20 protein-coding genes and 4 pseudogenes are annotated in these 19,161 nt (G+C 72.3%); 14 read left to right on the forward strand and 10 right to left on the reverse strand.

Annotated elements, in window-relative coordinates:
• A pseudogene (locus ACLEQD_RS14535) lies at window positions 1-187 on the reverse strand (hypothetical protein); the annotation flags it as partial.
• Window positions 184-426: a hypothetical protein gene (locus ACLEQD_RS14540; protein WP_410384503.1), complete on the reverse strand. Its 243-nt coding sequence runs from the start codon at window positions 424-426 to the stop codon at window positions 184-186. The gene ACLEQD_RS14540 and the pseudogene ACLEQD_RS14535, both read right to left, overlap by 4 nt.
• Before the next feature lie 215 nt (window positions 427-641).
• On the opposite strand from ACLEQD_RS14540, the gene ACLEQD_RS14545 reads away from it, so the two are divergent.
• Window positions 642-1,298 carry a methylase gene (locus ACLEQD_RS14545; protein WP_410384505.1) on the forward strand — a complete coding sequence of 219 codons (657 nt, stop codon included), beginning with the start codon at window positions 642-644 and terminating at the stop codon, window positions 1,296-1,298.
• 306 nt (window positions 1,299-1,604) lie between these two features.
• Window positions 1,605-2,924: a carbamoyl-phosphate synthase gene (locus ACLEQD_RS14550; RefSeq protein ID WP_410384507.1), complete on the forward strand. Its 1,320-nt coding sequence runs from the start codon at window positions 1,605-1,607 to the stop codon at window positions 2,922-2,924.
• 6 nt (window positions 2,925-2,930) lie between these two features.
• On the opposite strand, the gene ACLEQD_RS14555 is transcribed toward ACLEQD_RS14550, so the two are convergent.
• The 3 genes from ACLEQD_RS14555 to ACLEQD_RS14565 form a co-directional block, all read right to left on the reverse strand.
• Complete coding sequence (locus tag ACLEQD_RS14555) at window positions 2,931-4,376, reverse strand: pyridoxal-dependent decarboxylase (protein WP_410384509.1); 1,446 nt, start codon at window positions 4,374-4,376, stop codon at window positions 2,931-2,933.
• A gap of 24 nt (window positions 4,377-4,400) precedes the next feature.
• Complete coding sequence (locus ACLEQD_RS14560) at window positions 4,401-5,252, reverse strand: glycosyltransferase family 2 protein (RefSeq protein ID WP_410384511.1); 852 nt, start codon at window positions 5,250-5,252, stop codon at window positions 4,401-4,403.
• Between the two features lie 257 nt (window positions 5,253-5,509).
• Complete coding sequence (locus ACLEQD_RS14565) at window positions 5,510-5,680, reverse strand: hypothetical protein (protein WP_410384513.1); 171 nt, start codon at window positions 5,678-5,680, stop codon at window positions 5,510-5,512.
• Between the two features lie 176 nt (window positions 5,681-5,856).
• Here ACLEQD_RS14565 and ACLEQD_RS14570 point away from each other — a divergent pair.
• A pseudogene (locus ACLEQD_RS14570) lies at window positions 5,857-6,661 on the forward strand (arginyltransferase).
• On the opposite strand, the gene ACLEQD_RS14575 reads toward ACLEQD_RS14570, so the two are convergent.
• Window positions 6,648-7,547 carry an alpha/beta hydrolase gene (locus tag ACLEQD_RS14575; protein ID WP_410384515.1) on the reverse strand — a complete coding sequence of 300 codons (900 nt, stop codon included), beginning with the start codon at window positions 7,545-7,547 and terminating at the stop codon, window positions 6,648-6,650. The pseudogene ACLEQD_RS14570 and the gene ACLEQD_RS14575 overlap by 14 nt on opposite strands.
• Window positions 7,548-7,682: 135 nt before the next feature.
• Between ACLEQD_RS14575 and ACLEQD_RS14580 the strand changes: the two genes are divergently transcribed.
• The 4 genes and pseudogenes from ACLEQD_RS14580 (at window position 7,683) to ACLEQD_RS14595 (ending at window position 12,595) form a co-directional block, all read left to right on the forward strand.
• Window positions 7,683-8,498: a glycosyltransferase family 2 protein gene (locus tag ACLEQD_RS14580; RefSeq protein WP_410384517.1), complete on the forward strand. Its 816-nt coding sequence runs from the start codon at window positions 7,683-7,685 to the stop codon at window positions 8,496-8,498.
• Window positions 8,498-9,661, forward strand: a complete 1,164-nt coding sequence (locus ACLEQD_RS14585; protein ID WP_410384519.1) for a GNAT family N-acetyltransferase — start codon at window positions 8,498-8,500, stop codon at window positions 9,659-9,661. Before ACLEQD_RS14580 ends, ACLEQD_RS14585 begins: the two co-directional genes overlap by 1 nt.
• Window positions 9,662-9,741: 80 nt before the next feature.
• A complete protein-coding gene (locus ACLEQD_RS14590) occupies window positions 9,742-10,848 on the forward strand; it encodes a glycosyltransferase (protein ID WP_410384521.1) in 1,107 nt (368 codons plus the stop codon).
• A gap of 65 nt (window positions 10,849-10,913) precedes the next feature.
• A pseudogene (locus tag ACLEQD_RS14595) lies at window positions 10,914-12,595 on the forward strand (glutamine--tRNA ligase/YqeY domain fusion protein).
• A 14-nt stretch (window positions 12,596-12,609) separates the two neighbouring features.
• Here the strand turns inward: ACLEQD_RS14595 and ACLEQD_RS14600 are convergent.
• On the reverse strand, window positions 12,610-13,098 hold the full coding sequence (locus ACLEQD_RS14600) for a GNAT family N-acetyltransferase (protein WP_410384523.1): 489 nt from the start codon (window positions 13,096-13,098) through the stop codon (window positions 12,610-12,612).
• A gap of 114 nt (window positions 13,099-13,212) precedes the next feature.
• On the reverse strand, window positions 13,213-13,716 hold the full coding sequence (locus ACLEQD_RS14605; protein ID WP_410384525.1) for a DUF3592 domain-containing protein: 504 nt from the start codon (window positions 13,714-13,716) through the stop codon (window positions 13,213-13,215).
• A 166-nt stretch (window positions 13,717-13,882) separates the two neighbouring features.
• Between ACLEQD_RS14605 and ACLEQD_RS14610 the strand changes: the two genes are divergently transcribed.
• Window positions 13,883-14,716 carry a 3'(2'),5'-bisphosphate nucleotidase CysQ gene (locus ACLEQD_RS14610; protein WP_410384527.1) on the forward strand — a complete coding sequence of 278 codons (834 nt, stop codon included), beginning with the start codon at window positions 13,883-13,885 and terminating at the stop codon, window positions 14,714-14,716.
• An 18-nt stretch (window positions 14,717-14,734) separates the two neighbouring features.
• Here the strand turns inward: ACLEQD_RS14610 and mug are convergent, their stop codons facing one another.
• The gene (mug, locus tag ACLEQD_RS14615) at window positions 14,735-15,289 is read right to left on the reverse strand and encodes a G/U mismatch-specific DNA glycosylase (RefSeq protein WP_410384529.1); all 555 of its coding nucleotides are present in this window, start codon (window positions 15,287-15,289) and stop codon (window positions 14,735-14,737) included.
• Between the two features lie 142 nt (window positions 15,290-15,431).
• Between mug and ACLEQD_RS14620 the strand changes: the two genes are divergently transcribed.
• The 4 genes from ACLEQD_RS14620 (at window position 15,432) to ACLEQD_RS14635 (ending at window position 17,068) form a co-directional block, all read left to right on the forward strand.
• A complete protein-coding gene (locus ACLEQD_RS14620) occupies window positions 15,432-16,070 on the forward strand; it encodes a glycosyltransferase 87 family protein (protein ID WP_410384530.1) in 639 nt (212 codons plus the stop codon).
• Window positions 16,049-16,498, forward strand: coding sequence for a hypothetical protein (locus ACLEQD_RS14625; RefSeq protein WP_410384532.1), 450 nt, complete (start codon window positions 16,049-16,051; stop codon window positions 16,496-16,498). The genes ACLEQD_RS14620 and ACLEQD_RS14625 overlap by 22 nt, the downstream gene beginning before the upstream one ends.
• Window positions 16,474-16,692, forward strand: coding sequence for a hypothetical protein (locus ACLEQD_RS14630; protein ID WP_410384534.1), 219 nt, complete (start codon window positions 16,474-16,476; stop codon window positions 16,690-16,692). Before ACLEQD_RS14625 ends, ACLEQD_RS14630 begins: the two co-directional genes overlap by 25 nt.
• 67 nt (window positions 16,693-16,759) lie before the next feature.
• A complete protein-coding gene (locus tag ACLEQD_RS14635) occupies window positions 16,760-17,068 on the forward strand; it encodes a hypothetical protein (protein WP_338261601.1) in 309 nt (102 codons plus the stop codon).
• A 19-nt stretch (window positions 17,069-17,087) separates the two neighbouring features.
• Here ACLEQD_RS14635 and ACLEQD_RS14640 read toward each other — a convergent pair.
• A pseudogene (locus ACLEQD_RS14640) lies at window positions 17,088-17,461 on the reverse strand (DUF423 domain-containing protein).
• A gap of 100 nt (window positions 17,462-17,561) precedes the next feature.
• On the opposite strand from ACLEQD_RS14640, the gene ACLEQD_RS14645 reads away from it, so the two are divergent.
• The gene (locus ACLEQD_RS14645) at window positions 17,562-18,233 is read left to right on the forward strand and encodes an SET domain-containing protein (RefSeq protein ID WP_410384536.1); all 672 of its coding nucleotides are present in this window, start codon (window positions 17,562-17,564) and stop codon (window positions 18,231-18,233) included.
• A 50-nt stretch (window positions 18,234-18,283) separates the two neighbouring features.
• The coding region (locus ACLEQD_RS14650) for an acyl-CoA dehydrogenase family protein (protein ID WP_410384538.1) at window positions 18,284-19,161 on the forward strand (878 nt) is incomplete at its 3' end.

A 19,161-nucleotide genomic window follows, 5' to 3' on the forward strand; every position in this document is an offset into this window, starting at 1 on the left:
CGCAACGCCTGCCGCTGGTCTCGGCCTCGCGCCGGGCGGCCTCGCGGGCCTCGCGGTCGCGGGCCTCGGCCTGTTGGGTGGCGGCGCGCACCTCCGCGCGCAGGTAGATGACGCCGCAGGCCGGGCACTCGGGCCCGTCCACGCGGGGGGCACCACAGCGGGGACAGGTGGCGGACAGGGGGCTCACGGGACCTGGACTCTAGGGGCACCGTGGGCGGGACGAAAATCGCACCGCGACACCGCCGGGGACCCGTGGGCTCCCGGCGGCGGGACGCGGGCCTGGAAGCCGTAGTCGTCGCTGGAGTCCACGCCGAACAGGTCGATGACCGTGGTGCCCCAGGGACGGATGAGGATGACCGTGACCGTCTTGAAGAAGCGCGTGAGGTTGTCGGATGATCCAGGGGTTGGCGGCCAGGGCCGCGACATTCCGGGTCACGGCAACCGCGCCGGGCAAGGACCTCCCGCGCTACAACGTCGGGCATGGCTGGTGAGCTGGATACCCCCACCCGGGGCAGGACCGCGCGCGGGCGCCTGCGCGCGCTGGACGCGTACCTGTGCCAGTTCGAGGCCGCGCTCCTCACGCGCACGGACGACGCGTGGGCCCGCGCCGTCTTCGTGGACGTGGGCTTCGGAGAACACCCGTGGACCACGCTGGAGAGCGCCACCGCCTTGCGCGCGCTGAACCCGGCGCTGCCGTGGTGGGCGTGGAGCTGGAGCCGGAGCGCGCCACCGCCGCCGCGCGTGCGCACGCGGACGCGCGCACGCACTTCCGCGAGGGCGGCTTCGCGCTCCCCCTGTCCCCGGACGAGCCCGCCCGCCTGGTGCGCGCCATGAACCTCCTGCGCCAGGGCCCTCCGGAGCGCATCCCGGAGGCCCACCTCGCGATGTCGCGCCCCCTGCTGCCCGGCGGGCTGCTCGTGGAGGGCTCCTCCGACACGGACGGCGCCGTGCTGGTGGCCCACCTGCTGCGCCGGACCCCGGAGGCGGGAGCCCCCGCGCGCGAGGGACTCCTCTTCCACACCGACTTCTCCCGGGGCTTCGCGCCGCTGCTCTTGCGCGACTGGCTGCCCCGCGACCTGCGCCGCCGCGTCCGCCCCGGCGAGCCCATGCACGCCTTCTTCCAGGCGTGGGAGACGGCCTGGAAGGCCGCGCGCGCGGAGGGCCACACCGCGCCCCCGGACGCGTTCGCCGGGTCCGTCGCGCGGCTCGCGCGGATGACCCCGGGCGTCTCCACCGACGCCTGGCTTCTTGCTCACGGCTTCCTGCGCTGGTGCCCCCCCGGCGGCACGCCAGCCTGACCCCGGCACCGGCCAGCCTCTTGGGGATCCAATTGTCGGGGGCGGGTCGCAAGCGGCGCCGGAAAAGGTATTCTGTCGGGAATTGGGTTTCCGGCGGCGCCCCGAACCGCCGGAGGCAGACGGCTCGACATGAACAGGCACCTTCTGACGCTTCTCGCCGCGGGGCTGATGGCCAGCACCGCCGTCGCCGGCCCGTCAACCCCTGACCTCGGGGGCGGCCGCCTCGCGCAGCGTCCCCACCGCCCATCCCGTCGTTCCTCCGCGCGCCCGCGCCGCGAGGCCGACCCCGCGAACCTGGAGCATGAGATGCAAGAGGCCGCCTTCTCCGATGAGGCCCCCGCGGCCGACATCGCGGCCCGCCCCCCGGCGTTGCTGTTCTCCGCCAACTTCTACGGCACCCTGGCCGCCGCTCGCTGTCTGGGCCGCCACGGCGTGGACGTGACGGTGGCGGACACCGGCCGGCTGGGGCCGGCCAGCTACTCGCGCTTCGTCAGCCGCCGCGTGCAGTGCCCGCCGGAGTCGCGCCCGGAGGACTTCCTCCAGTGGCTGGTGGACTTCGGCCTGCGCGAGCCCGTCAAGCACGTGCTCTACCCGACGAGCGACGAGCTGGCGTGGCTCATCGCCGCGCACCGCTCCAAGCTGGAGGACCTCTTCCACCTCTACGACCCGGGCGTGGACGCGGTGTACGGGCTGCTCAACAAGCGCCGCCTCTATGAGCTGGGCACGGAAGCGGGCCTGCACCTGCCGCGCACCTGGTTCCCCCAGTCGGAGGAGGACCTGGAGCAGGTGCGCCGCGAGGCGAAGTTCCCGGTGCTGCTCAAGCCCACCACGCAGATCCTCCACGCCACGCACCGCAAGGGGCAGCCGGTGTCGTCCCCGGACGACCTGGCGCGCGAGTACCGCGAGTTCGCGCGCGACACGTACGCGCCCATGCTCGTGAAGTTCGACCCGGCGGTGGTGAACCCCATGGTGCAGGAGTTCCACCCGGAGGCCGCGGAGGGCATCTACAGCCTCTCCGGCTTCGTGGACGCGTCCGGCGAGCTCTTCGAGGCCCGCGCCGCGATGAAGGTCCTCCAGCGTCCGCGCCGCCTGGGCGTGGGCGTCTGCTTCGAGTCCGCGCCGCTGCGCCCGGACCTCGTCGCGGGGCTCACCCGGCTGTGCAAGAAGCTGGGCTACCACGGCGTCTTCGAGGTGGAGTTCATCCAGACGAAGGACTCGTACCTCCTCATCGACTTCAACCCGCGCTTCTACGGGCAGATGGGCTTCGACATCGCGCGGGGGCTGCCCCTGCCGCTGCTCGCGTACCACGCGGCCACCGGGGACCGGGACGCGCTCGCGCGCGCGGTGGAGGACGCGCGCGACGCCGCCGCGGCGCACGAGGACGCGGTGTTCTGCAACCGCATCGCGCTGGAGATGCTGCTCAACCTCCAGCGGCTGTCCGGCGCGCTGCCGGCGGACGAGGCCCGGCAGTGGCGGCAGTGGTTCAACACCCACAAGGAGACGGCGGTGGATCCGCTCATCGACCGGGACGACATGATGCCCGCGGCGGTGGAGCTGGCCACCATCTCCTACGGGGCCGCGCGCCACCCGCGCGCCTTCCTCCGGATGATGGTCCTCAACCGCTGAAGGCCGTCAGCCCGCGGCGCGAGGGGCCGCGGGGACCGGGTCGTCGAACGTCACCAGGTCCTCGTGCGTCTCCGCCCGGCGCAAGAGCCGCACCTTCCCGCCCTCCACGCCCACGATGGCCGGCTGCGGGAAGGAGAAGGACGTGCCGAAGGGCACGAAGTACGCGCCCGCGTCCATGATGGCCAGCGTGTCGCCCACCTTCAGCTCCGGCAGCCGCACCGCGTGGTACAGCGTGTCCCCCGGCGTGCAGATGGGGCCCACCACCGTGTACGCGCGGTGCGCGGGCGCGGCCGGCTGCTCGACGTGGAAGAGCTGGTGGTACTCGTTGCGCACGCATTCCGCGTGGTTGATGCCCATGTCGAGCACCGCCCACGTCCGCTCGCCGCCCTCCTTGAGCGCGTGCACCCGGCCCAGCAGCAGCTGCGTGTTGCCCGTCATCGCGCGGCCCGGCTCCAGGAAGATGCGCGGACGCTTGCGGCCCTGCTTCGCGTAGTGCGCCTCCACCTGGGACACCACCTTCGCCACGTACCGCTCGATGGAGAGCGCCGCCGCGAAGTCCGGCGCGGGCAGGTCGCGCTGGAAGGTGAGGTTGAGCCGCCAGTCCCGCTGCTCGATGTGCTCCACCGTCGGCGTGCAGAGGCTGCCGCCCAGGTCCAGCACCTCCAGGTCCAGCCCCAGCTCGCGGTGCAGCTCATCCGCGAAGTCCAGCACCGAGCCGACGAAGCCCTCCAGCTCGCCTTCCGTGCGGATCAGCTCGCCGCGGTGCGCGTGCAGGCCCACCACGTCCAGGTTCCCCGCCGCCAGCGCCTGACGGTACGCCGCCAGCGCCTGGCCCCCCGCGACGGGCGTGCCGAACTGCGACGTCCAGCCCGTGGCCGTCGTCACCCGCACGGCCACGCGCGGGCGCTTGCCGGCTTGCGCCGCGTGGCGTGAGAAGACGTCCAGCTCCTCGCGGTGGTTCGCGGCCAGGAGGCCGATGCCCCGGGTGATGGACTCGCGGATGGACGCGTCCGACTTCACCGGGCCGTTGTAGACGATGCGCTCCGGCGCCACGCCCAGCTTGAGCGCGAGCCACAGTTCGTAGGCGGAGATGACCTCCGCGCCCACGCCGCGCGCGTGCAGCGCGGACAGCACGCCCGGCACGGGGTTGGTCTTGTACGAGTAGTAGACCTCGCAGCCGCCCGCCGCGCCCGGGGGCACGGCCTGGAACGCGTCCGCGTTGCGGTGCAGCGCCGCCAGGTGGACGACGTGCAGCGGCGAGCCGTACTCGCTCGCGAGCCGCGACAGCGACACGCCCTCCAGGAAGAGGCCCTGGCCGGCGCGCGACTCCAGGCTCCAGGTCTCCGGGGGGAGGAAGGCACGCGCGGGGGCCATCGCGCGCTGCACCACGGGCCCCAGGGTCTGCTTCAACTGCCGCTTGGCGGTTCCAACGAGACGACGACGCAGGCTCACGGTGAGGGGCCCTTTCAGGAGACGCTAAGGCAGCTTGAGGGGGAGGTAGCGCGTGAGGCCGAAGCGGCCCTTCAGCGCGCGCGTGGCCACCTGCAGGAGCCGGTACTCCAGCTCCCCGTGCTCGCGCCGGTACTTGTTGTGGATGATGGCGTTGGACTCCGCCACGGACTTCTCCACCTTCGCGCCCGTCTTGCCCAGGTCGTTCATCAGCGACGGCTTGCCCACGCGGTAGTTGAGGATGGGCCGGTTCACGTAGACGTGGCCGTAGCGGCGGATGCCGCGCATGTAGAAGTCCACGTCCTCGTAGACGGGGATGTTGGGGTCGAACCCGCCCAGCGGCTGGAAGTACTCGCGGCGCACCATGCACGCGGAGTTCACGTACAGCGTGCCCAGGAACAGGATGTGCGCCACCGTCCACGCGCTGCTGGGCGTGGTGGCCCCCACCTTCGCGACGCGCTCGAAGTAGCTGCTCTTGTCCTCCAGCCACTCCGGGTCCTCGCTGAAGGGCACCACCCAGCCCACCGCCACGCCCGCGTCCGGGCGCGCGTCCAGCGCCGTCACCATCGCCTTGAGCGCCCCTTCGGCGAGCGTGTCGTCGTCGTCCAGGAAGTGCAGGTAGCGGCCCTTCGCCAGCGTGGCGCCGTGGTTTCGCACCAGCGCGGGGCGCCCCTTGGACGGCACCTCCTGCTGGAAGTAGCGCACGCGCGAATCGCCAAGGCCCTGCACCGCGTCGCGCGCCGTGCCCTCCGCCGAGTCGTCCAGGACGAGCACCTCCACCTGGACGCCTTCTTGACGCAGCGCGGAGTGGATGGCCTCCACCACCTCCTTCTCGCGCTTGTAGGTGGGCATCACGACCGAGACGTCGATTGAGGACATAGGCCGGCGTTTATACCGGGGCGCCCACGACTGAGAAGCCAGCCGGGCCTCCCCGCCAGCGGGGCATTGCGCCACCACGGGGCAGCTCGCCTCGCCCCTGTGTCCGGGGCTACCCGCCTGCTGTCCGGGGAAGCGAACGCGGCGGGCCCTCTCGCGGTTTCTCGGAAGTTTCTACGGGCCCTTCAGGGGGCGGACCGGAAAAATTAGCGCCTGGATCGCGACAGATTTGCCGCACCGAGGCCGCCTGCCCGCGCATTTCAGAAGCTGGCGATGGCGAAGTCGAACGCGTCCAGGTCGTCCACGACGTCGGCCGCGGGGGCCTGAAGCGAGGCGTCATCCTCCTCGAGGAACGCGTCGCTCCAGAGGGGGCCGTCGGCCTCCTCCGGTTCCAGCGCCAGCCATCCGGGATGCAGTTCCTCGCGGGCCATGTGCGTCCATCCTCTTCCGCAAGCGGTTCGGCTTCACCCGGAGGCTTGCAGCCGTTGTGCCATCTGTGGGTACGTAACGGCCGACACGGCCGGGTCGTTTCCGACGAAGGGTGGGTCGCCAGCCGGGCAGGCATGGCTTGACGCGCGGACCCGGGGCCGACAGGAAGGGAACACCGATGGCCGTCCTGCTGGCACATGAAGTCGAACCCCCGCGCCCGTGCAGCTACCTGCCGGACCGGGAGGCGTCCCTGGAGACGTTGCTGATGCGCAACGTCACGGCGCAGGAGTACGAGCACCTGCTCGTGCGCGGCTGGCGCCGGTTCGGACCGCAGTACTTCCGGCCCGCGTGCGCGGCGTGCAACGAGTGCGTGTCCCTGCGCGTGCCGGTGGCGGGCTTCACGCCCAACCGCAGCCAGCGCCGGGCCCCGCGCCGCGTGCGCGCACCTGCGCGTGGAGGTGGGCCCGCCGCGCGTGGACGAGGAGCGCCTGGCGCTGTACCGCGCGTGGCACGCGGAGCGGGAGGCGTCGCGCGAATGGGAGGCGTCCGAACTGGGCGCGCGGGAGTACTCGCTCCAGTTCGCCTTCCCGCACCCGTCCGCGCGCGAGGTGGCCTGGTACGACGACAGCGACCCGGCGGGTCCGAAGCTGGTGGGGCTGGGCCTGTGCGACGAGACGCCGCACGCGTGGAGCGCGGTGTACTTCTTCTACGACCCCGCCTCCGCGCGGCTGTCGCTGGGCAAGGCGAGCGTGCTGTTCCAGGTGGAGCTGGCGCGCGAGCGGGGCATCCCCTACGTGTACCTGGGCTACCGCGTGCTCGCGTGCGATTCGCTGCGCTACAAGGCCGGCTTCCGCCCGCACGAGCTGCTGGAGGGCCGCCCCGAACTGGATGCGCCGCCGGAGTGGCGCGCCGCGCCTGACGCGCCAGCGTCCGCGCCTGACGCGCCAGCGCCCGTGGTACCGGCGGCGGTCAGGAGCCGCTGAGCAGCGCCGCGTCGAAGAAGGCGCGCAGGCGGTGCGCGTACTCCTGCGGGGCCTTCTTCGCGTACTCGCCGTGGTGCGCGCCGGGCACCACCCAGTAGGACTTGGGTTCGCACGCGGCCTGGAACAGCGCGTCCTGGAGGAACGCGGGTGCGTACGCGTCGACGTCGCCGTTGATCAGCAGCAGCGGCCGGCCCTTCAAGTCACACAGGCGCTTCATGGGGTCCACCGCGTCCACGTCCACGCCGGACAGGCGCATCGTCCAGAGCACCGGCTGGGCGCTCAGCGGCCCCCACTTGCCGTAGCTGTAGCGCGTGTCCGCCTCCAGCGACGGGTACGCGCCCGCGGCGGCCACCGCCTTGAGGCGGTCATCCTCCAGCGCCTCCAGCATCGCGGTGGTGCCGCCCATGGAGAAGCCCAGCACGCCCAGGCGCGAGGGGTCCACGTCGTCGCGGTGCGAGACGAAGTCCACCGCCGCGCGCAGGTCCTCGCGCTCGCGGTCGCCCCACGTCACCAGGTCGCCCTCGCTCTCGCCGTGGCCGCGCGAGTCGAAGAGCAGCACGCCGTAGCCCGCGCGGGAGAGCACCTCCGCCTCGAAGAGCATCTGCGTGCGGTTCTCCGCGAAGCCGTGCATCACCACCACCGCCGCGTGGTTGCGCGAGGGCAGGTACCAGCCGCGCAGCGTCAGCCCGTCACGCGTGCGCAGCGCCACGTCCGTGCGCTCCGCGAGCGCGCCTTCCGCCACGGGCTTCAGCGGCTGGCGCGCGGGGTGCAAGACGGCGCGGGCGGTGCGGACGTTGCGGTACGCGATGACGGCCACCACCGCGAGCACGCCCACCAGGGCGAGCGCGACGAGGCGGGCGGGGCGGGGATGGTTGGGTTTCTTCACGAGGATGGATTGTGAGCCTATACCCGGAGTCCAGTGCACGGCAGGAGGCCCCCGGGCTCGTTGATGCCCCAAGCAGTGAGGCCCGAGCCCTGCCTCGCCCGGCGCACCTGGGGTGCCCTGGCTGGAGGTGCCGAGATGACGCCTGAGGTCTCCGTGGTGGTGCCCACCTTCCGCCGTCCGGCGCTCGTGGTGGAGGCGGTGAGGAGCGCGCTGTCCCAGGCGGACGACGGCGTGCGCGTGGAGGTGCTGGTGCTGGACGACAGCCCGGAGGGCTCCGCGCGGGAGCCCGTCCTGGCGCTCGGGGACGCGCGCGTGCGCTACGTGAAGCGCGACGTGCCCACCGGCGGCAACCCCGCCACGGTGCGCAACGAGGGCTGGCCGCTCACCACCGGCCGCTACCTGCACTTCCTGGACGACGACGACCGCGCGGCGCCGGGGGCCTACCGGGCGCTCGTGCAGGCGCTCGACGCGCATCCGGACCGGGGGGTGGCCTTCGGCCGCGTGGCGCCCTTCGGAGACGACCCCGGGGTGCTGGCCCGGCAGACGGCCTACTTCGAGGACGCGGCGCGCCGGGCGCGCGTGGCGGAGCGCCTGGGGTCGCGGCGCTGGATGGTGGCGAACATGCTGTTCCGCCCCACGGTGCTGGTGAACTCCGCGTGCCTCATCCGCCGGGAGCTGCTGCCGCGGGTCGGCGGCTACGACACGCGGCTGCCGCTGGTGGAGGACGTGGACTTCTACCTGCGCGCCATCCGCCGCGCGGGCGCGGTGTTCCTGGACCGCGTGGTGCTGGAGTACCGCACCGGCGCGCCGTCGCTGATGCACAACGAGCGCGACGCCAGCAAGGCGGTGAGCGCGTACCGGCTCATCCACGAACGCTACCGGCGGGAGTGGGGCGCGGCGGAGCACACCGCGCTGAAGCTCGCCACCCGCACCGTCCTGCGGTGGCTCTGATGCGCCTCAGCGTCGAACAGGTGGACACGGCGGAGGGGCTCCACGCGCTGGGCCCGGAGTGGCGGGCGCTGGCGGCCCGGGTGGGGCAGGGGCTGCCCTTCGCCACCTGGGAGTGGAACGTCACCTGGTGGCGCCACTTCCAGGAGCGGCGCCGCAGCGTGCGCGACCACCTCCGCGTGCTCGCGCTGCGGAGCGCGGACGGAGCGCTGCGCGCGGTGGCGCCGCTCATGCTCACGGAGCGCCCGGGCTCCGGGCCCTTGCGCTTCCGCGTGCTCCAGTTCCTGGGCGCGGACCCCAACGTCACGGAGCTGCGCGGGCTCCTCTGCGCGCCGGAGCTGGAGGCCCCCGCCTTCGCGGCCGTCACGCGCCACCTGCGCGCGCACGCGTCGGAATGGGATTGGATCCTCTGGAGCGGGCTGGACCTGCAAGGCCCAGCGGCGGGAGAGCTGTCCCGGATGTCGCCGCTCACGCCGCTGCACGAGGTGCCCGCGTACGTGCTGGAGCTCGCGCCCACGTGGGAGGCGTTCAAGGCGGGCCGCTCGCGCAACATCAAGGAGTCGCTGCGCAAGTGCTACAACTCGCTCAAGCGCGACGGGCTCTCCTTCACCTTCCAGGTCGCGCGCACGCCGGAGGAGGTCGCCCCGGCGCTCACCACGTTCTTCCAACTGCACCAGGCCCGCGCGCAGGCGCAGGACGCGGGCGTGCGGCACCGCGACGTGTTCAGCTCGGCGCAGGCCCGGGACTTCCTCGCGGCCCTGTGCCAGGAGCTTGCCCGGCAGGACGCCGTGCGCGTGTTTCAACTGTGCATCGGCGGGGCGGTGGTCGCCACCCGCGTGGGCTTCGTGCTGGGCGACACGCTGTATCTCTACTACTCCGGCTATCTGCCCCGCTGGAGCGACTACAGCGTGATGACCACCACCGTGGCGGAGTCCCTCCAGTACGCCATCGCCCAGGGGCTGAAGTCCGCCCACCTGTCGTCCGGAAGGGATGTCTCAAAGCTGCGCTGCCCCCGGGAGCTCCACCGGCACGACGCCGTTCAACTGTCTCCTGAGTGGCGGGGTCGGGTGGCCTTCGCTACCTATCGCAAGGTGCGTGAGCTATTGAGCAACGAGCAACTCCAGGGGTGGGCCCGTCGGACGCTCGCGCGCCGGGCGGGAGATTGAAAATCGTTTCTTACCGGGAATCCCAGACATTGGAACCGCAGGCGCGAGACACGGCGGTGCCGGCACCCGGGCGGAAGCGTGTGTTGTTCACGCTCGTCTTCATGGGGACGGGGGGCATCGAGCGCTCGGTGTGCAACGTGCTGGCGGGCCTGGACCGGGAGCGGTTCGAGCCCTCGCTGTTCTTCCACCACGGGCCGCCGCCGCCGGACACGCGCGGGCGCATCCCGGCGGACGTGCCCATCTCCTGGGGCGTGGGCGTGGAGGCCTACCGGCGCTGGGAGCTGCCGCGGATGCTGTGGCGGCTGTTCCACGAGGCGCGCAAGGCGGACATCATCGTCTCCGGGCAGGAGGGGCGGGCGGCCCTGCTGGCGCGGATGGCGGGGGCCCTTCTGGGCAAGCCCGTGTTGGGGATGGTGCACTTCGACTGGGGGGCCTTCCACCGGGAACAGCCGCGCCGTCAGCTCTGGGGCCTGAAGGTGCTCTACCCGGGCATGGACCGCATCGTGGCGTGCGGCTACGACTCCGCGAAGGCGTTCGCGGAGCTGGTGAACGTGGACCGCGAGCGGCTGGAGGTCATCCCCAACTTCGTGGACGCGGAGCGGATCCGCGCCGCGGCGGACGCCCCCCTGCCCGCGTGGGCGGAGCCGGTGTTCCAGAAGCCCGTGGTCATCGCGGTGGGCCGGCTGGAGCCGCAGAAGTCCTTCGACATGCTCATCCGCGCGCACGCCCGGATGCGGGCCGCCGGGACGGACACCCACCTGCTCGTCCTGGGGGTGGGGTCGCTGGAGGCGGAGCTGAAGGCGCTGGTGGCGGAACTGGGGGTGGAGGCTTCCGTGTTCATGCCAGGCTACGCGGACAACCCGCACGCGCTGATGCGGCGGGCCACGGCGTTCGCCCTGTCCTCGCGCTTCGAGGGCCTGCCCATGGTGCTGCTGGAGGCGCTCGCGCTGGGCTGCCCCATCGTCAGCACGGACTGTCCCTCCGGCCCCGCGGAGGCCCTGGACGGGGGGCGGGCAGGGGTGCTGGTCCCCATGGGGGACGACGCGGCCATGGCCCAGGCCCTGTCCCGCGTGGTGGAGGACGCCGGGTGGCGCGACGGCCTGCGCCAGCGGGCCCTGGAGCGGGCGGACGAGTTGTCCGCCGAGCGGGCGCTCAAGGCCTGGGAGTCGCTGCTGGCGGAGGTCTGAACCCGGGGCACGGGTCAGGAAAACCTTGCTCCCCTGGTCCCGCTTCAAGAGGATTCGCACCCATCATGACGACGACGAACGAGACGCAGGGCCTCAACTTCCTCCAGGAAGTCGTTGAGGAAGACCGGCGGACGGGAAAGCACGGCGGACGCGTGCACACCCGCTTCCCGCCCGAGCCCAACGGCTACCTCCACATCGGCCACGCCAAGTCCATCGTGCTGAACTTCGGGCTGGCGCAGCAGTATGGCGGCAAGTGCAACCTGCGGCTCGACGACACCAACCCGCTCACCGAGGACACGGACTACGTGGAGTCCATCCAGCGCGACGTGCGCTGGCTCGGGTTCGACTGGGACGACCGGCGCTTTTTCGCGTCCGACTACTTCGACCGGCTCTACGCCTTCGCGGAGCAGCTCATTTCGCAGGGCCAGGCCTACGTGTGCAGCCTGTCGCCGGAGGAAATCAGCCAGTACCGCGGCAACTTCACCACGCCGGGCAAGGACAGCCCGTACCGCACGCGCACGGTGGAGGAGAACCTGGACCTGTTCCGCCGGATGAAGGCGGGCGAGTTCCCGGACGGCAAGCACACGCTGCGCGCGAAGATCGACATGACGTCGTCGAACCCCGTGCTGCGCGACCCGCCCATCTACCGCATCCGGCACGCGCACCACCACCGCACGGGCGACAAGTGGTGCATCTACCCGCTCTACGACTTCGCGCACTGTCTGTCGGACGCCATCGAGGGCATCACGCACTCCGTCTGCACGCTGGAGTTCGAGAACCGGCGCGTGCTGTACGACTGGATCGTCGGCGCGCTCATCAAGGGTGACCGGCCCTACCAGTACGAGTTCGCGCGGCTGAACCTCACCTACGCGGTGATGAGCAAGCGCAAGCTGCTCCAGTTGGTGCAGGAGAAGCGCGTCTCCGGCTGGGATGATCCGCGCATGCTGACCATCAGCGGCCTGCGCCGCCGGGGCTACACGCCGGCGTCGCTGCGCGACTTCGCGAAGCGCATTGGCGTGAGCAAGTCCGACAGCCTCATCGACATGGGCGTGCTGGAGCTGTCCATCCGGGACGACCTCAACGAGACGGCGCCGCGCGCCATGGCCGTCCTGCGTCCGCTCAAGGTGGTGTTGGAGAACTACCCGGAGGGCCAGACGGAGGAGCTGGAGACGGCGAACCACCCGAAGCGCGAGGACATGGGCACGCGCAAGGTGCCGTTCATGCGCGAGCTCTACATCGAGGCGGACGACTTCCAGGAGGTGCCGGAGAAGGGCTTCTTCCGCCTGGCGCCGGGCAAGGAGGTGCGCCTGCGCTCCGCGTACTTCATCAAGTGCGAGAAGGTCATCAAGGACGCGGCGGGCAACATCACGGAGCTGCGCTGCACCTACGACCCGGCCACGCGCGGTGGCGACTCGCCGGATGGCCGCAAGGTGAAGGGCACGCTGCACTGGGTGCCGGGCAACGCCCCCGTGGCGCAGGTGCGGCTGTTCGACCGGCTCTTCTCCGTGGAGCAGCCGGACAAGGACGAGGCGAAGGACTTCAAGGAGTTCCTCAACCCGAACAGCCTGGAGACCCTCACCGGCGCGCGCGTGGAGCCGGGCTTGGCGGACGCGAAGCCAGGGGACCGCTTCCAGTTCGAGCGCCTGGGGTACTTCTGCGCGGACGCGGTGGACTCCAAGCCGGGCGCGCCGTCTTCAACCGCACGGTGACGCTGAAGGACTCGTGGGTGAAGGAGCAGAAGAAGTAGGGAGCGCCCTTCGCTCAGGAACGGGGCGGCGTCTCGCGGGTCATCTCCACCATGGTGGGACGCCAGCCCAGCCGTTCGAACAGGCGCCGCGCGGCTTCGTTCTTCGCGGCGGTGCTGAGCACGACGCGCGGCGCGCCCAGCTCCGTGAGCCGCTGCACCATGGCCTCCGCGAGCAGCCGGCCGGTGCCGGTGCCGCGCGCCGTCGCCTCCACCCAGATGTCGTGCAGGGCGCCGTGCCTGTCCAGGAGCATGTTCCAGTCCACGCCCTCCAGCCGGCCGTAGCAGTAGCCCACGACCTCGCCGTCCAGCTCGGCCACCAGCACCACGGCCTCCTGTGGGCGGCGCGCCTCCTTGCCCAGCCACCAGCGGTAGCCGGACTCCACGTCGTCCGGGACCATGAAGCGCTGGGCGTCGAAGCCATGGTGCTGACGCGCGAGCGCCGCGCCCATGCGGCCCAGCGCGGGCGCGTCCGAGTCCTTCGCGGGGCGGATGGTGACGGGCATGCGTTCTCCAGGAGGCGGGTGTCCGCCCCAGGATGGGCACTCGAGGCCGCGCCTGTCGAAGCCTTCCCGCCGGAAGTGCTCAGCCCGTCACTCGAAAGGGCGGCCCGGCGTTGCCTACCGGGCCTTCGCGCGCAGCGGCGGGGCGGCGCGCTTGCCGTCGCGCAGGCTGGAGCGGGCCAGCTCCACCAGGCCCCAGGCGGCCACCAGCGCGAACCCCGCGCCGCCCAGCGTCACCAGGTAGTTCACGACGCCCGTGTCGCCGCACTGGAGGCACGCCACGGAAGGGTCCTCCGGCTCGTAGTGCAGCGTCACCGGCGAGCCCGCCGCGTAGTGGCGCGACACGGCCTGCGCGTCCGCGAGCCCCCCGGCGCCGTGGCCGTCGAAGGCCACCGTGTCGGAGGTGTAGGGGACGCCGTTCACCTCGTAGCGGTAGCTCACCTCCGGGCGGAAGCTCACCGCGCGCTTGCTGCGCAGCGTCTCCACGCGGGAGGTCAGCACGGTGCCCTGCGCGGTGGGCCAGTCCCTGCTCGCCTTGGAGCGGTACACCATCCGCCCGCCCGCGAACGCCAGCGCCACGCCGATGCCCAGCAGGGCCAGTCCCATCAGCCACTTCATCATCGCTCGAATCCTTGTTGGCACCCCGCCGCGCTGCCCGGGCGAGGAAGACGCATCCCCCGGGATTGCAGCCAGCGGGCCAGCGCTTCCGCCCCGGAGGGGAGGGGACACGCGGCGGGGCGGATTTCCCCACGAGGGGCAATTCGCCCCAGTAGACTCGGAGGCCTCCATGTCCGCACTCGCCCAAGAGCTCGAAGTGGCCCGGCGCATCGCGCGCCAGGCTGGTGACATCCTCCTGCAGGTCTACGCCACGGACTTCTCCGTCACGGACAAGGCGGGCGGCGCCGGGCCCGTCACGGTGGCGGACGAGCGCGCCAACGCCTTCATCGTGGGCGAGCTGCGCAAGGCCTTCCCGGCCGACGGCGTGGTGGCGGAGGAGAAGGAGGACGTCTCCGACGCGAAGCGCTTCAGCCGCTGCTGGTTCGTGGATCCGCTCGACGGCACGCAGGAGTTCGTCAACCGCAACGGCGAGTTCGCCATCCACATCGGCCTCGCGGTGGAGGGCCGGGCGGCGCTGGGCGTCGTCTACCGCGCGGTGGGGGACGTCCTGTACTCCGGCGTCGTGGGCGAGCAGGGCTATGTGGAGGACCCCCAGGGCCGCCGCGCGCTGCGCGTGTCGGACGTGGCGGACCCCGCGCAGCTGCGGCTGGTGGTGTCGCGCTCGCACCGCTCCAAGACGACGGACGCGGTGGTGCAGCGGCTGGGCATCACGAAGGAGACGGAGTCCGGTTCGGTGGGGCTCAAGTGCGGCCTGCTGGCGGAGGCCCGCTGCGACCTCTACGTGCACGTGAGCGACAAGAGCTACCGCTGGGACAACTGCGCGCCGGAGGCCGTCATCCGCTCCGCGGGCGGCGTGCTCACGGACCTCGCGGGCAACGCGTACCTGTACGACGGCTCCGAGCTCCAGAACCGCCGGGGCCTGCTCGCGTGCAACGCCGCCGCGTTCGACAAGGTGCTGCCCGTCGCCTCGCAGGTGGCGCGCGAGGCCGGCCTGCTGAAGTAGGCCCGCCCGCTGGAACGCTCAGCCGGCCTCCACCGCGCGGCGCAGCTCGCCGTACAGCCGCGCGAGGTCCGGGAGCTGGTAGCTGGCGTTGAGCCCGCTGGGATTGGGCAGCACCCACAGCCGGGTGTCGCCCAGCGTCTGCTCCTGGAGGCCGAACCTCGCCTTCGGCCGCGCGAAGGCGGTGCGGTACGCGCCCAGGCCCAGCACCGCGAGGTACGCCGGGCGGTAGCGCTTCACCTTGCGAGCGAGCGACTTCGCCCCTTCCGCGTACTCCTCCGCGTCCAGCAGGTCCGCGCTCGCGGTGGCCCGGTCCACCACGTTGGTGATGCCCAGGCCCAGGCCCAGCAGCTCCTCCTGTTCGGAGGGTTGCAGGCGGCGCGGCGTGAAGCCCGACGCGTGCAGCGACGGCCAGAAGCGGTTGCCCGGCCGCGCGAAGTGCACCCCCACCACCGCGGAGTAGAGGCTGGGGTTGATGCCGCAGAAGAGCACCCGCAGGCCCGGGGCCAGCAGGTCCTTCATGGTGCGGCCGGTGGCGGCGAACAGCTCGTCCTTCGTGGGGCGGTGGAGCTTCATGGCGTGGGAGACCTGGCCCGGAACCTAGCGGGTGGGGTGCCGCGTCGCACGGCGATGCGCCCGGCCGGGGGCCGGACAGGGGAGGGGCCGGATGCCTTACCCCGGCGACAGCGCCCGGCCCTCACGGGCAGAGTGCCGCTCCGTGTCCGCTTCGAATCCGTCCGCGTCCTCCCGGCTCGCGCCCAGGCACTGGGTCGCGCTCGCCCTGAGCGTGTTGCCGCTGGTGCTCTACGCCGCGCTCTCCCTCCGCGAGGGCGACCTGCCGCTGTACTTCCGGACGGCCCGCGCGTTCCTGGACGGCGCGACCCCCAACCGCGACTTCCGCTTCGAGTACCCGCCCTACGCGCTCCTGTGGTTCGTGCCCGCGACGTGGGCGGGCGGAGACCTGCGCGGGTTCATCCTCGCGTTCGGCCTCCAGCTCACGCTCTTCGACGCGTTCATCAAGTGGCTCCTGCTGTCCGAAGGGGTGCGCCGGTGGGGCACGTCCTGGCGCGCGTGGGCGCCGCTCGCGGCGTACTTCGTCGTCAGCTGGATCCAGAGCGTGCACTACCTCAAGCGCTACGACGTCATCCCCGCCGCGCTCGCGCTGGCCGCGCTGGTGGCCCTGATGCGCCGCCGTGAAGGCTGGGCCGGCGCGGCGCTCGCGGTGGGCACCGTCACCAAACTCTACCCGGCGGTCCTCGTGCCGCTGGCCCTGGCGGTGTGCTGGCGCCGGGGCGCGAAGCCGACGCGGGCCCTGCTCACGGGCCTGGTAGCGGCGTGCTGCCGCTGGTGCCGCTGAGCCTCGTGTGGCCCTGGTGGCAGTTCGCGTCCTTCCACGTCGAGCGGGGCCTCCAGGTGGAGGCCTTCACCGCGGGCCTGCTCTGGGCCGCGCACCAGCTGGGCTTCGCCCAGGCCCAATGGGTCCACGCCCCCGCCTCCTACGAGCTGCACGGCGCGCACGCGGAAGGGGTCCGCGCCGTCACCCGCCAGCTCTGGGTGGCGGGCTCGCTGCTGGCCGCGGCGGTGTCCGTGCGCGCCGCCTGGCGCAGGCCCCCGGTGCACGTGGAGGACCTGGCCCGGCTGGCGCTGGTGCCGCTCACGGCCTTCGTCATCCTCAACCCGGTGCTCAGCCCGCAGTACCTCATCTGGCTCACCGGGGCCGCCGCGCTCGCGCTGCTCTCCGGCGGGGTGGGCCGTCCGTCGTGCTGCTGGTGGCCGCGGCGATGACTCGCGGCCTCTTCGCGGGCAGCACCTACAACAAGGGCTTCCAGCCGCCGTACACGCTGCTGCTCCTCGTGCGAAACGCGATGGTGCTGGGCGCGGGAGTCGCCTGGGCCCGCGAGACGTGGCGGTGGGGACGCCCCGCCGTCGCCGAGCCTCCGGAAGTGAAGGACGCTCCCGCGCCGATGCCGCGGGCCTGAAAGCCCGCCCGCCTGCCCGGCACCCTGGCCCGCTGCGAAACCGGAGGCTCGCTGTTAGGGGGAGGCCATGCCCCAACCGGTGAACGTCAACGCCCTGCTGCCCGTGGAGGTGGACTTCCAGCGCGAGCGCGCCTCCGGGTTGCGCCGCTCCGGCGACAAGCTGGAGGACGCCCTCGTGCTGGTGGCCCAGGCGGAGAAGGAGCTGCGCGCCCTGAGCGGCCTGGCGCGCGTGGAGCGCTACGCGGCGTACCGCGCGCTCTGGAAGGAAGCGGAGCGGCTGCGCTGGAACCTCACCGTGCAGCGCGAGGCCTGCGGGCTGCGCAACCACCGCGACCTGGACCTCATCTACCCGCTGCCGCCCCTGCTCAAGGAGTGACGTCCGGCCGCCTACCGCTTCACGGCGTGGCGCGCCACGCGGCCATGGCGAAGAGCACCCAGCCGGCGAGGAAGCCCAGGCCGCCCAGCGGCGTGATGGCGCCCAGCACGCGCACGCCGGACAGGGCCAGCGCGTACAGGCTGCCGGAGAACAGGACGATGCCCGCGAGCATCGCCCACCCCGCGGACGACAGCAGCGCGGAGGGCGCACCGCGCCCAGCAGCCCCACCGCCACCAGCGCGAGCGCGTGGTACATGTGGTAGCGCGCCCCGGTTTCGAAGATGACCAGCAGGTCCTGCGGAAGCCGGGCCTTGAGCGCATGGGCCCCGAAGGCCCCCGCCGCCACGGACAGGAAAGCGTTCACCGCGCCGACCACGAGCCACCACCGCATCATCGAGTGCCTTTCTTCGCGGGCTTGACTGCGGCACGCTACACCGCGCTTCACGGCAGCGTCCTGGTTGAACACGCACCCGCCCCAGCCGCTCCCACTTCCGATGACGACTTCCCCTTCCTTCCAGCCGACCCCGTCGATCCCCTTCGAGCTGCGCCAGTCCCCCATCCAGGGCCAGGGCGCGTTCGCCACCCGCCGCATCCGCAAGGGCGCGCGCATCATCGAGTACATCGGTGAGCGCATCACCCAGGCGGAGGCGGACACCCGCTACGACGACGAGTCCATGGAGCGCCACCACACGTTCCTCTTCAACCTGGACGACGACACGGTGCTGGACGCGGGCACGATCCACAACGAGTCGCGCTACATCAACCACTCCTGCGAGCCCAACTGTCAGTCGCTCATCGACAAGGGCCACATCCACATCTACGCGCTGCGCGCCATCGAACCGGGGGAGGAGCTGACGTACGACTACGCGTACGAGCGCACCCCGGAGATGGACCCCGACGCCGAGTCGCTCTACGTCTGCCGCTGCGGCACCCCGTCCTGCCGGGGCACCATCCTCGCCCCGGAGAAGAAGGCCCCCGCGCGGCGCAAGAAGCGCGCGTCGAAGGCCAGGTCGACCTCCAAGGCGAAGTCCGCCTCGAAGTCCAAGCCGGCGTCCAAGGCGAAGTCCGCCAGGAAGACGAAGGCCGCGCCGCCGGCCGCCGCGAAGAAGAAGCGGAGCCCCCCGCGCACGAAGTCCCCCGGCCGCGGCCGCCGCGCCGCCAGCTGAAGCCCCAAACGGAGCGCGCAGGCCCCGGAGCCGGGCAGTAGACTGGAGGCGTGAAAGACGTCCTGCGCTTCCTGCTCACCGAGGCCCCTGACTTTCCCGCGCTCGACTCCGTGGAGGCCTGGTGGCGCCGGCACCTCGCGGTGCTGCCACGCTTCCCGGTGGCGGCGGACCTGGCGCTCGCCAGCGGCTTCCGGATGGACCGGGTGGGGTTCGCGTTCTCCTCCGGCTATCAGGCCGCGCTGCGCTCCCTCTTCCCCCAGCTCCCGGCGGACCAGCGCGCCGCGCTCTGCGCCACGGAGACCGGCGGCGGGCACCCGGGCGCCATGGAGACGAAGCTCACGCCGCGCGGGTCCGGCTGGAGGCTCGACGGCGTGAAGACCTACGTCACGCTGGGCACGCACGCGCAGGTGCTGCTGGTGGTCGCCTCCGAGGGCCGCGACGCCCAGGAGCGCAACCGCCTGCGCATGGTGCGGCTGGACGCGAGGACGCCCGGCGTGACGGTGGAGCCGCTGCCGCCGCTGGGCTTCGTGCCGGAGGTGCCGCACGCGGCGCTGCGGCTGGACGGCGTGGAGGTGGCGGCGGAGGACGTGCTGCCCGGGGATGGCTACACCCGCTACCTCAAGCCGTTCCGCACGGTGGAGGACTGCCACGTCAACCTGGCGGTGCTGGGCTGGCTGGTGAAGGTGGCCCGGCGGTGCGGCTGGCCGGTGGCGCTGCGCGAGGAGCTGGTCGCCATCGCGGTGATGCTCCACGCGCTGGCGCTGGAGGACCCCAGCGACGCGGCCGTGCACGTGGCGCTGGGCGGCGCGCTCGCGCAGGTGCACCGCGCGCTGGAGCGCTGCGAGGTGGCCTGGGAGGGCGTGGACGTGGAGATGCGCGAGCGGTGGCAGCGCGACCGGCGCCTGCTCGACCTGGCCTCCAAGGTGCG

It is taken from the genome of Corallococcus sp. 4LFB, assembly GCF_046520365.1.
Taxonomy (GTDB): Bacteria; Myxococcota; Myxococcia; order Myxococcales; family Myxococcaceae; genus Corallococcus; species Corallococcus caeni.

Bases quoted from the DNA above. Each gene is read 5' to 3' on its own strand.
- ACLEQD_RS14540 (WP_410384503.1), bottom strand. From the start codon at position 426: ATGTCGCGGCCCTGGCCGCCAACCCCTGGATCATCCGACAACCTCACG.
- ACLEQD_RS14550 (WP_410384507.1), top strand. From the start codon at position 1,605: ATGCAAGAGGCCGCCTTCTCCGATGAGGCCCCCGCGGCCGACATCGCG.
- ACLEQD_RS14560 (WP_410384511.1), bottom strand. From the start codon at position 5,252: ATGTCCTCAATCGACGTCTCGGTCGTGATGCCCACCTACAAGCGCGAG.
- ACLEQD_RS14565 (WP_410384513.1), bottom strand. From the start codon at position 5,680: ATGGCCCGCGAGGAACTGCATCCCGGATGGCTGGCGCTGGAACCGGAG.
- ACLEQD_RS14580 (WP_410384517.1), top strand. From the start codon at position 7,683: ATGACGCCTGAGGTCTCCGTGGTGGTGCCCACCTTCCGCCGTCCGGCG.
- ACLEQD_RS14585 (WP_410384519.1), top strand. From the start codon at position 8,498: ATGCGCCTCAGCGTCGAACAGGTGGACACGGCGGAGGGGCTCCACGCG.
- ACLEQD_RS14600 (WP_410384523.1), bottom strand. From the start codon at position 13,098: ATGCCCGTCACCATCCGCCCCGCGAAGGACTCGGACGCGCCCGCGCTG.
- ACLEQD_RS14605 (WP_410384525.1), bottom strand. From the start codon at position 13,716: ATGATGAAGTGGCTGATGGGACTGGCCCTGCTGGGCATCGGCGTGGCG.
- ACLEQD_RS14610 (WP_410384527.1), top strand. From the start codon at position 13,883: ATGTCCGCACTCGCCCAAGAGCTCGAAGTGGCCCGGCGCATCGCGCGC.
- mug (WP_410384529.1), bottom strand. From the start codon at position 15,289: ATGAAGCTCCACCGCCCCACGAAGGACGAGCTGTTCGCCGCCACCGGC.
- ACLEQD_RS14635 (WP_338261601.1), top strand. From the start codon at position 16,760: ATGCCCCAACCGGTGAACGTCAACGCCCTGCTGCCCGTGGAGGTGGAC.
- ACLEQD_RS14645 (WP_410384536.1), top strand. From the start codon at position 17,562: ATGACGACTTCCCCTTCCTTCCAGCCGACCCCGTCGATCCCCTTCGAG.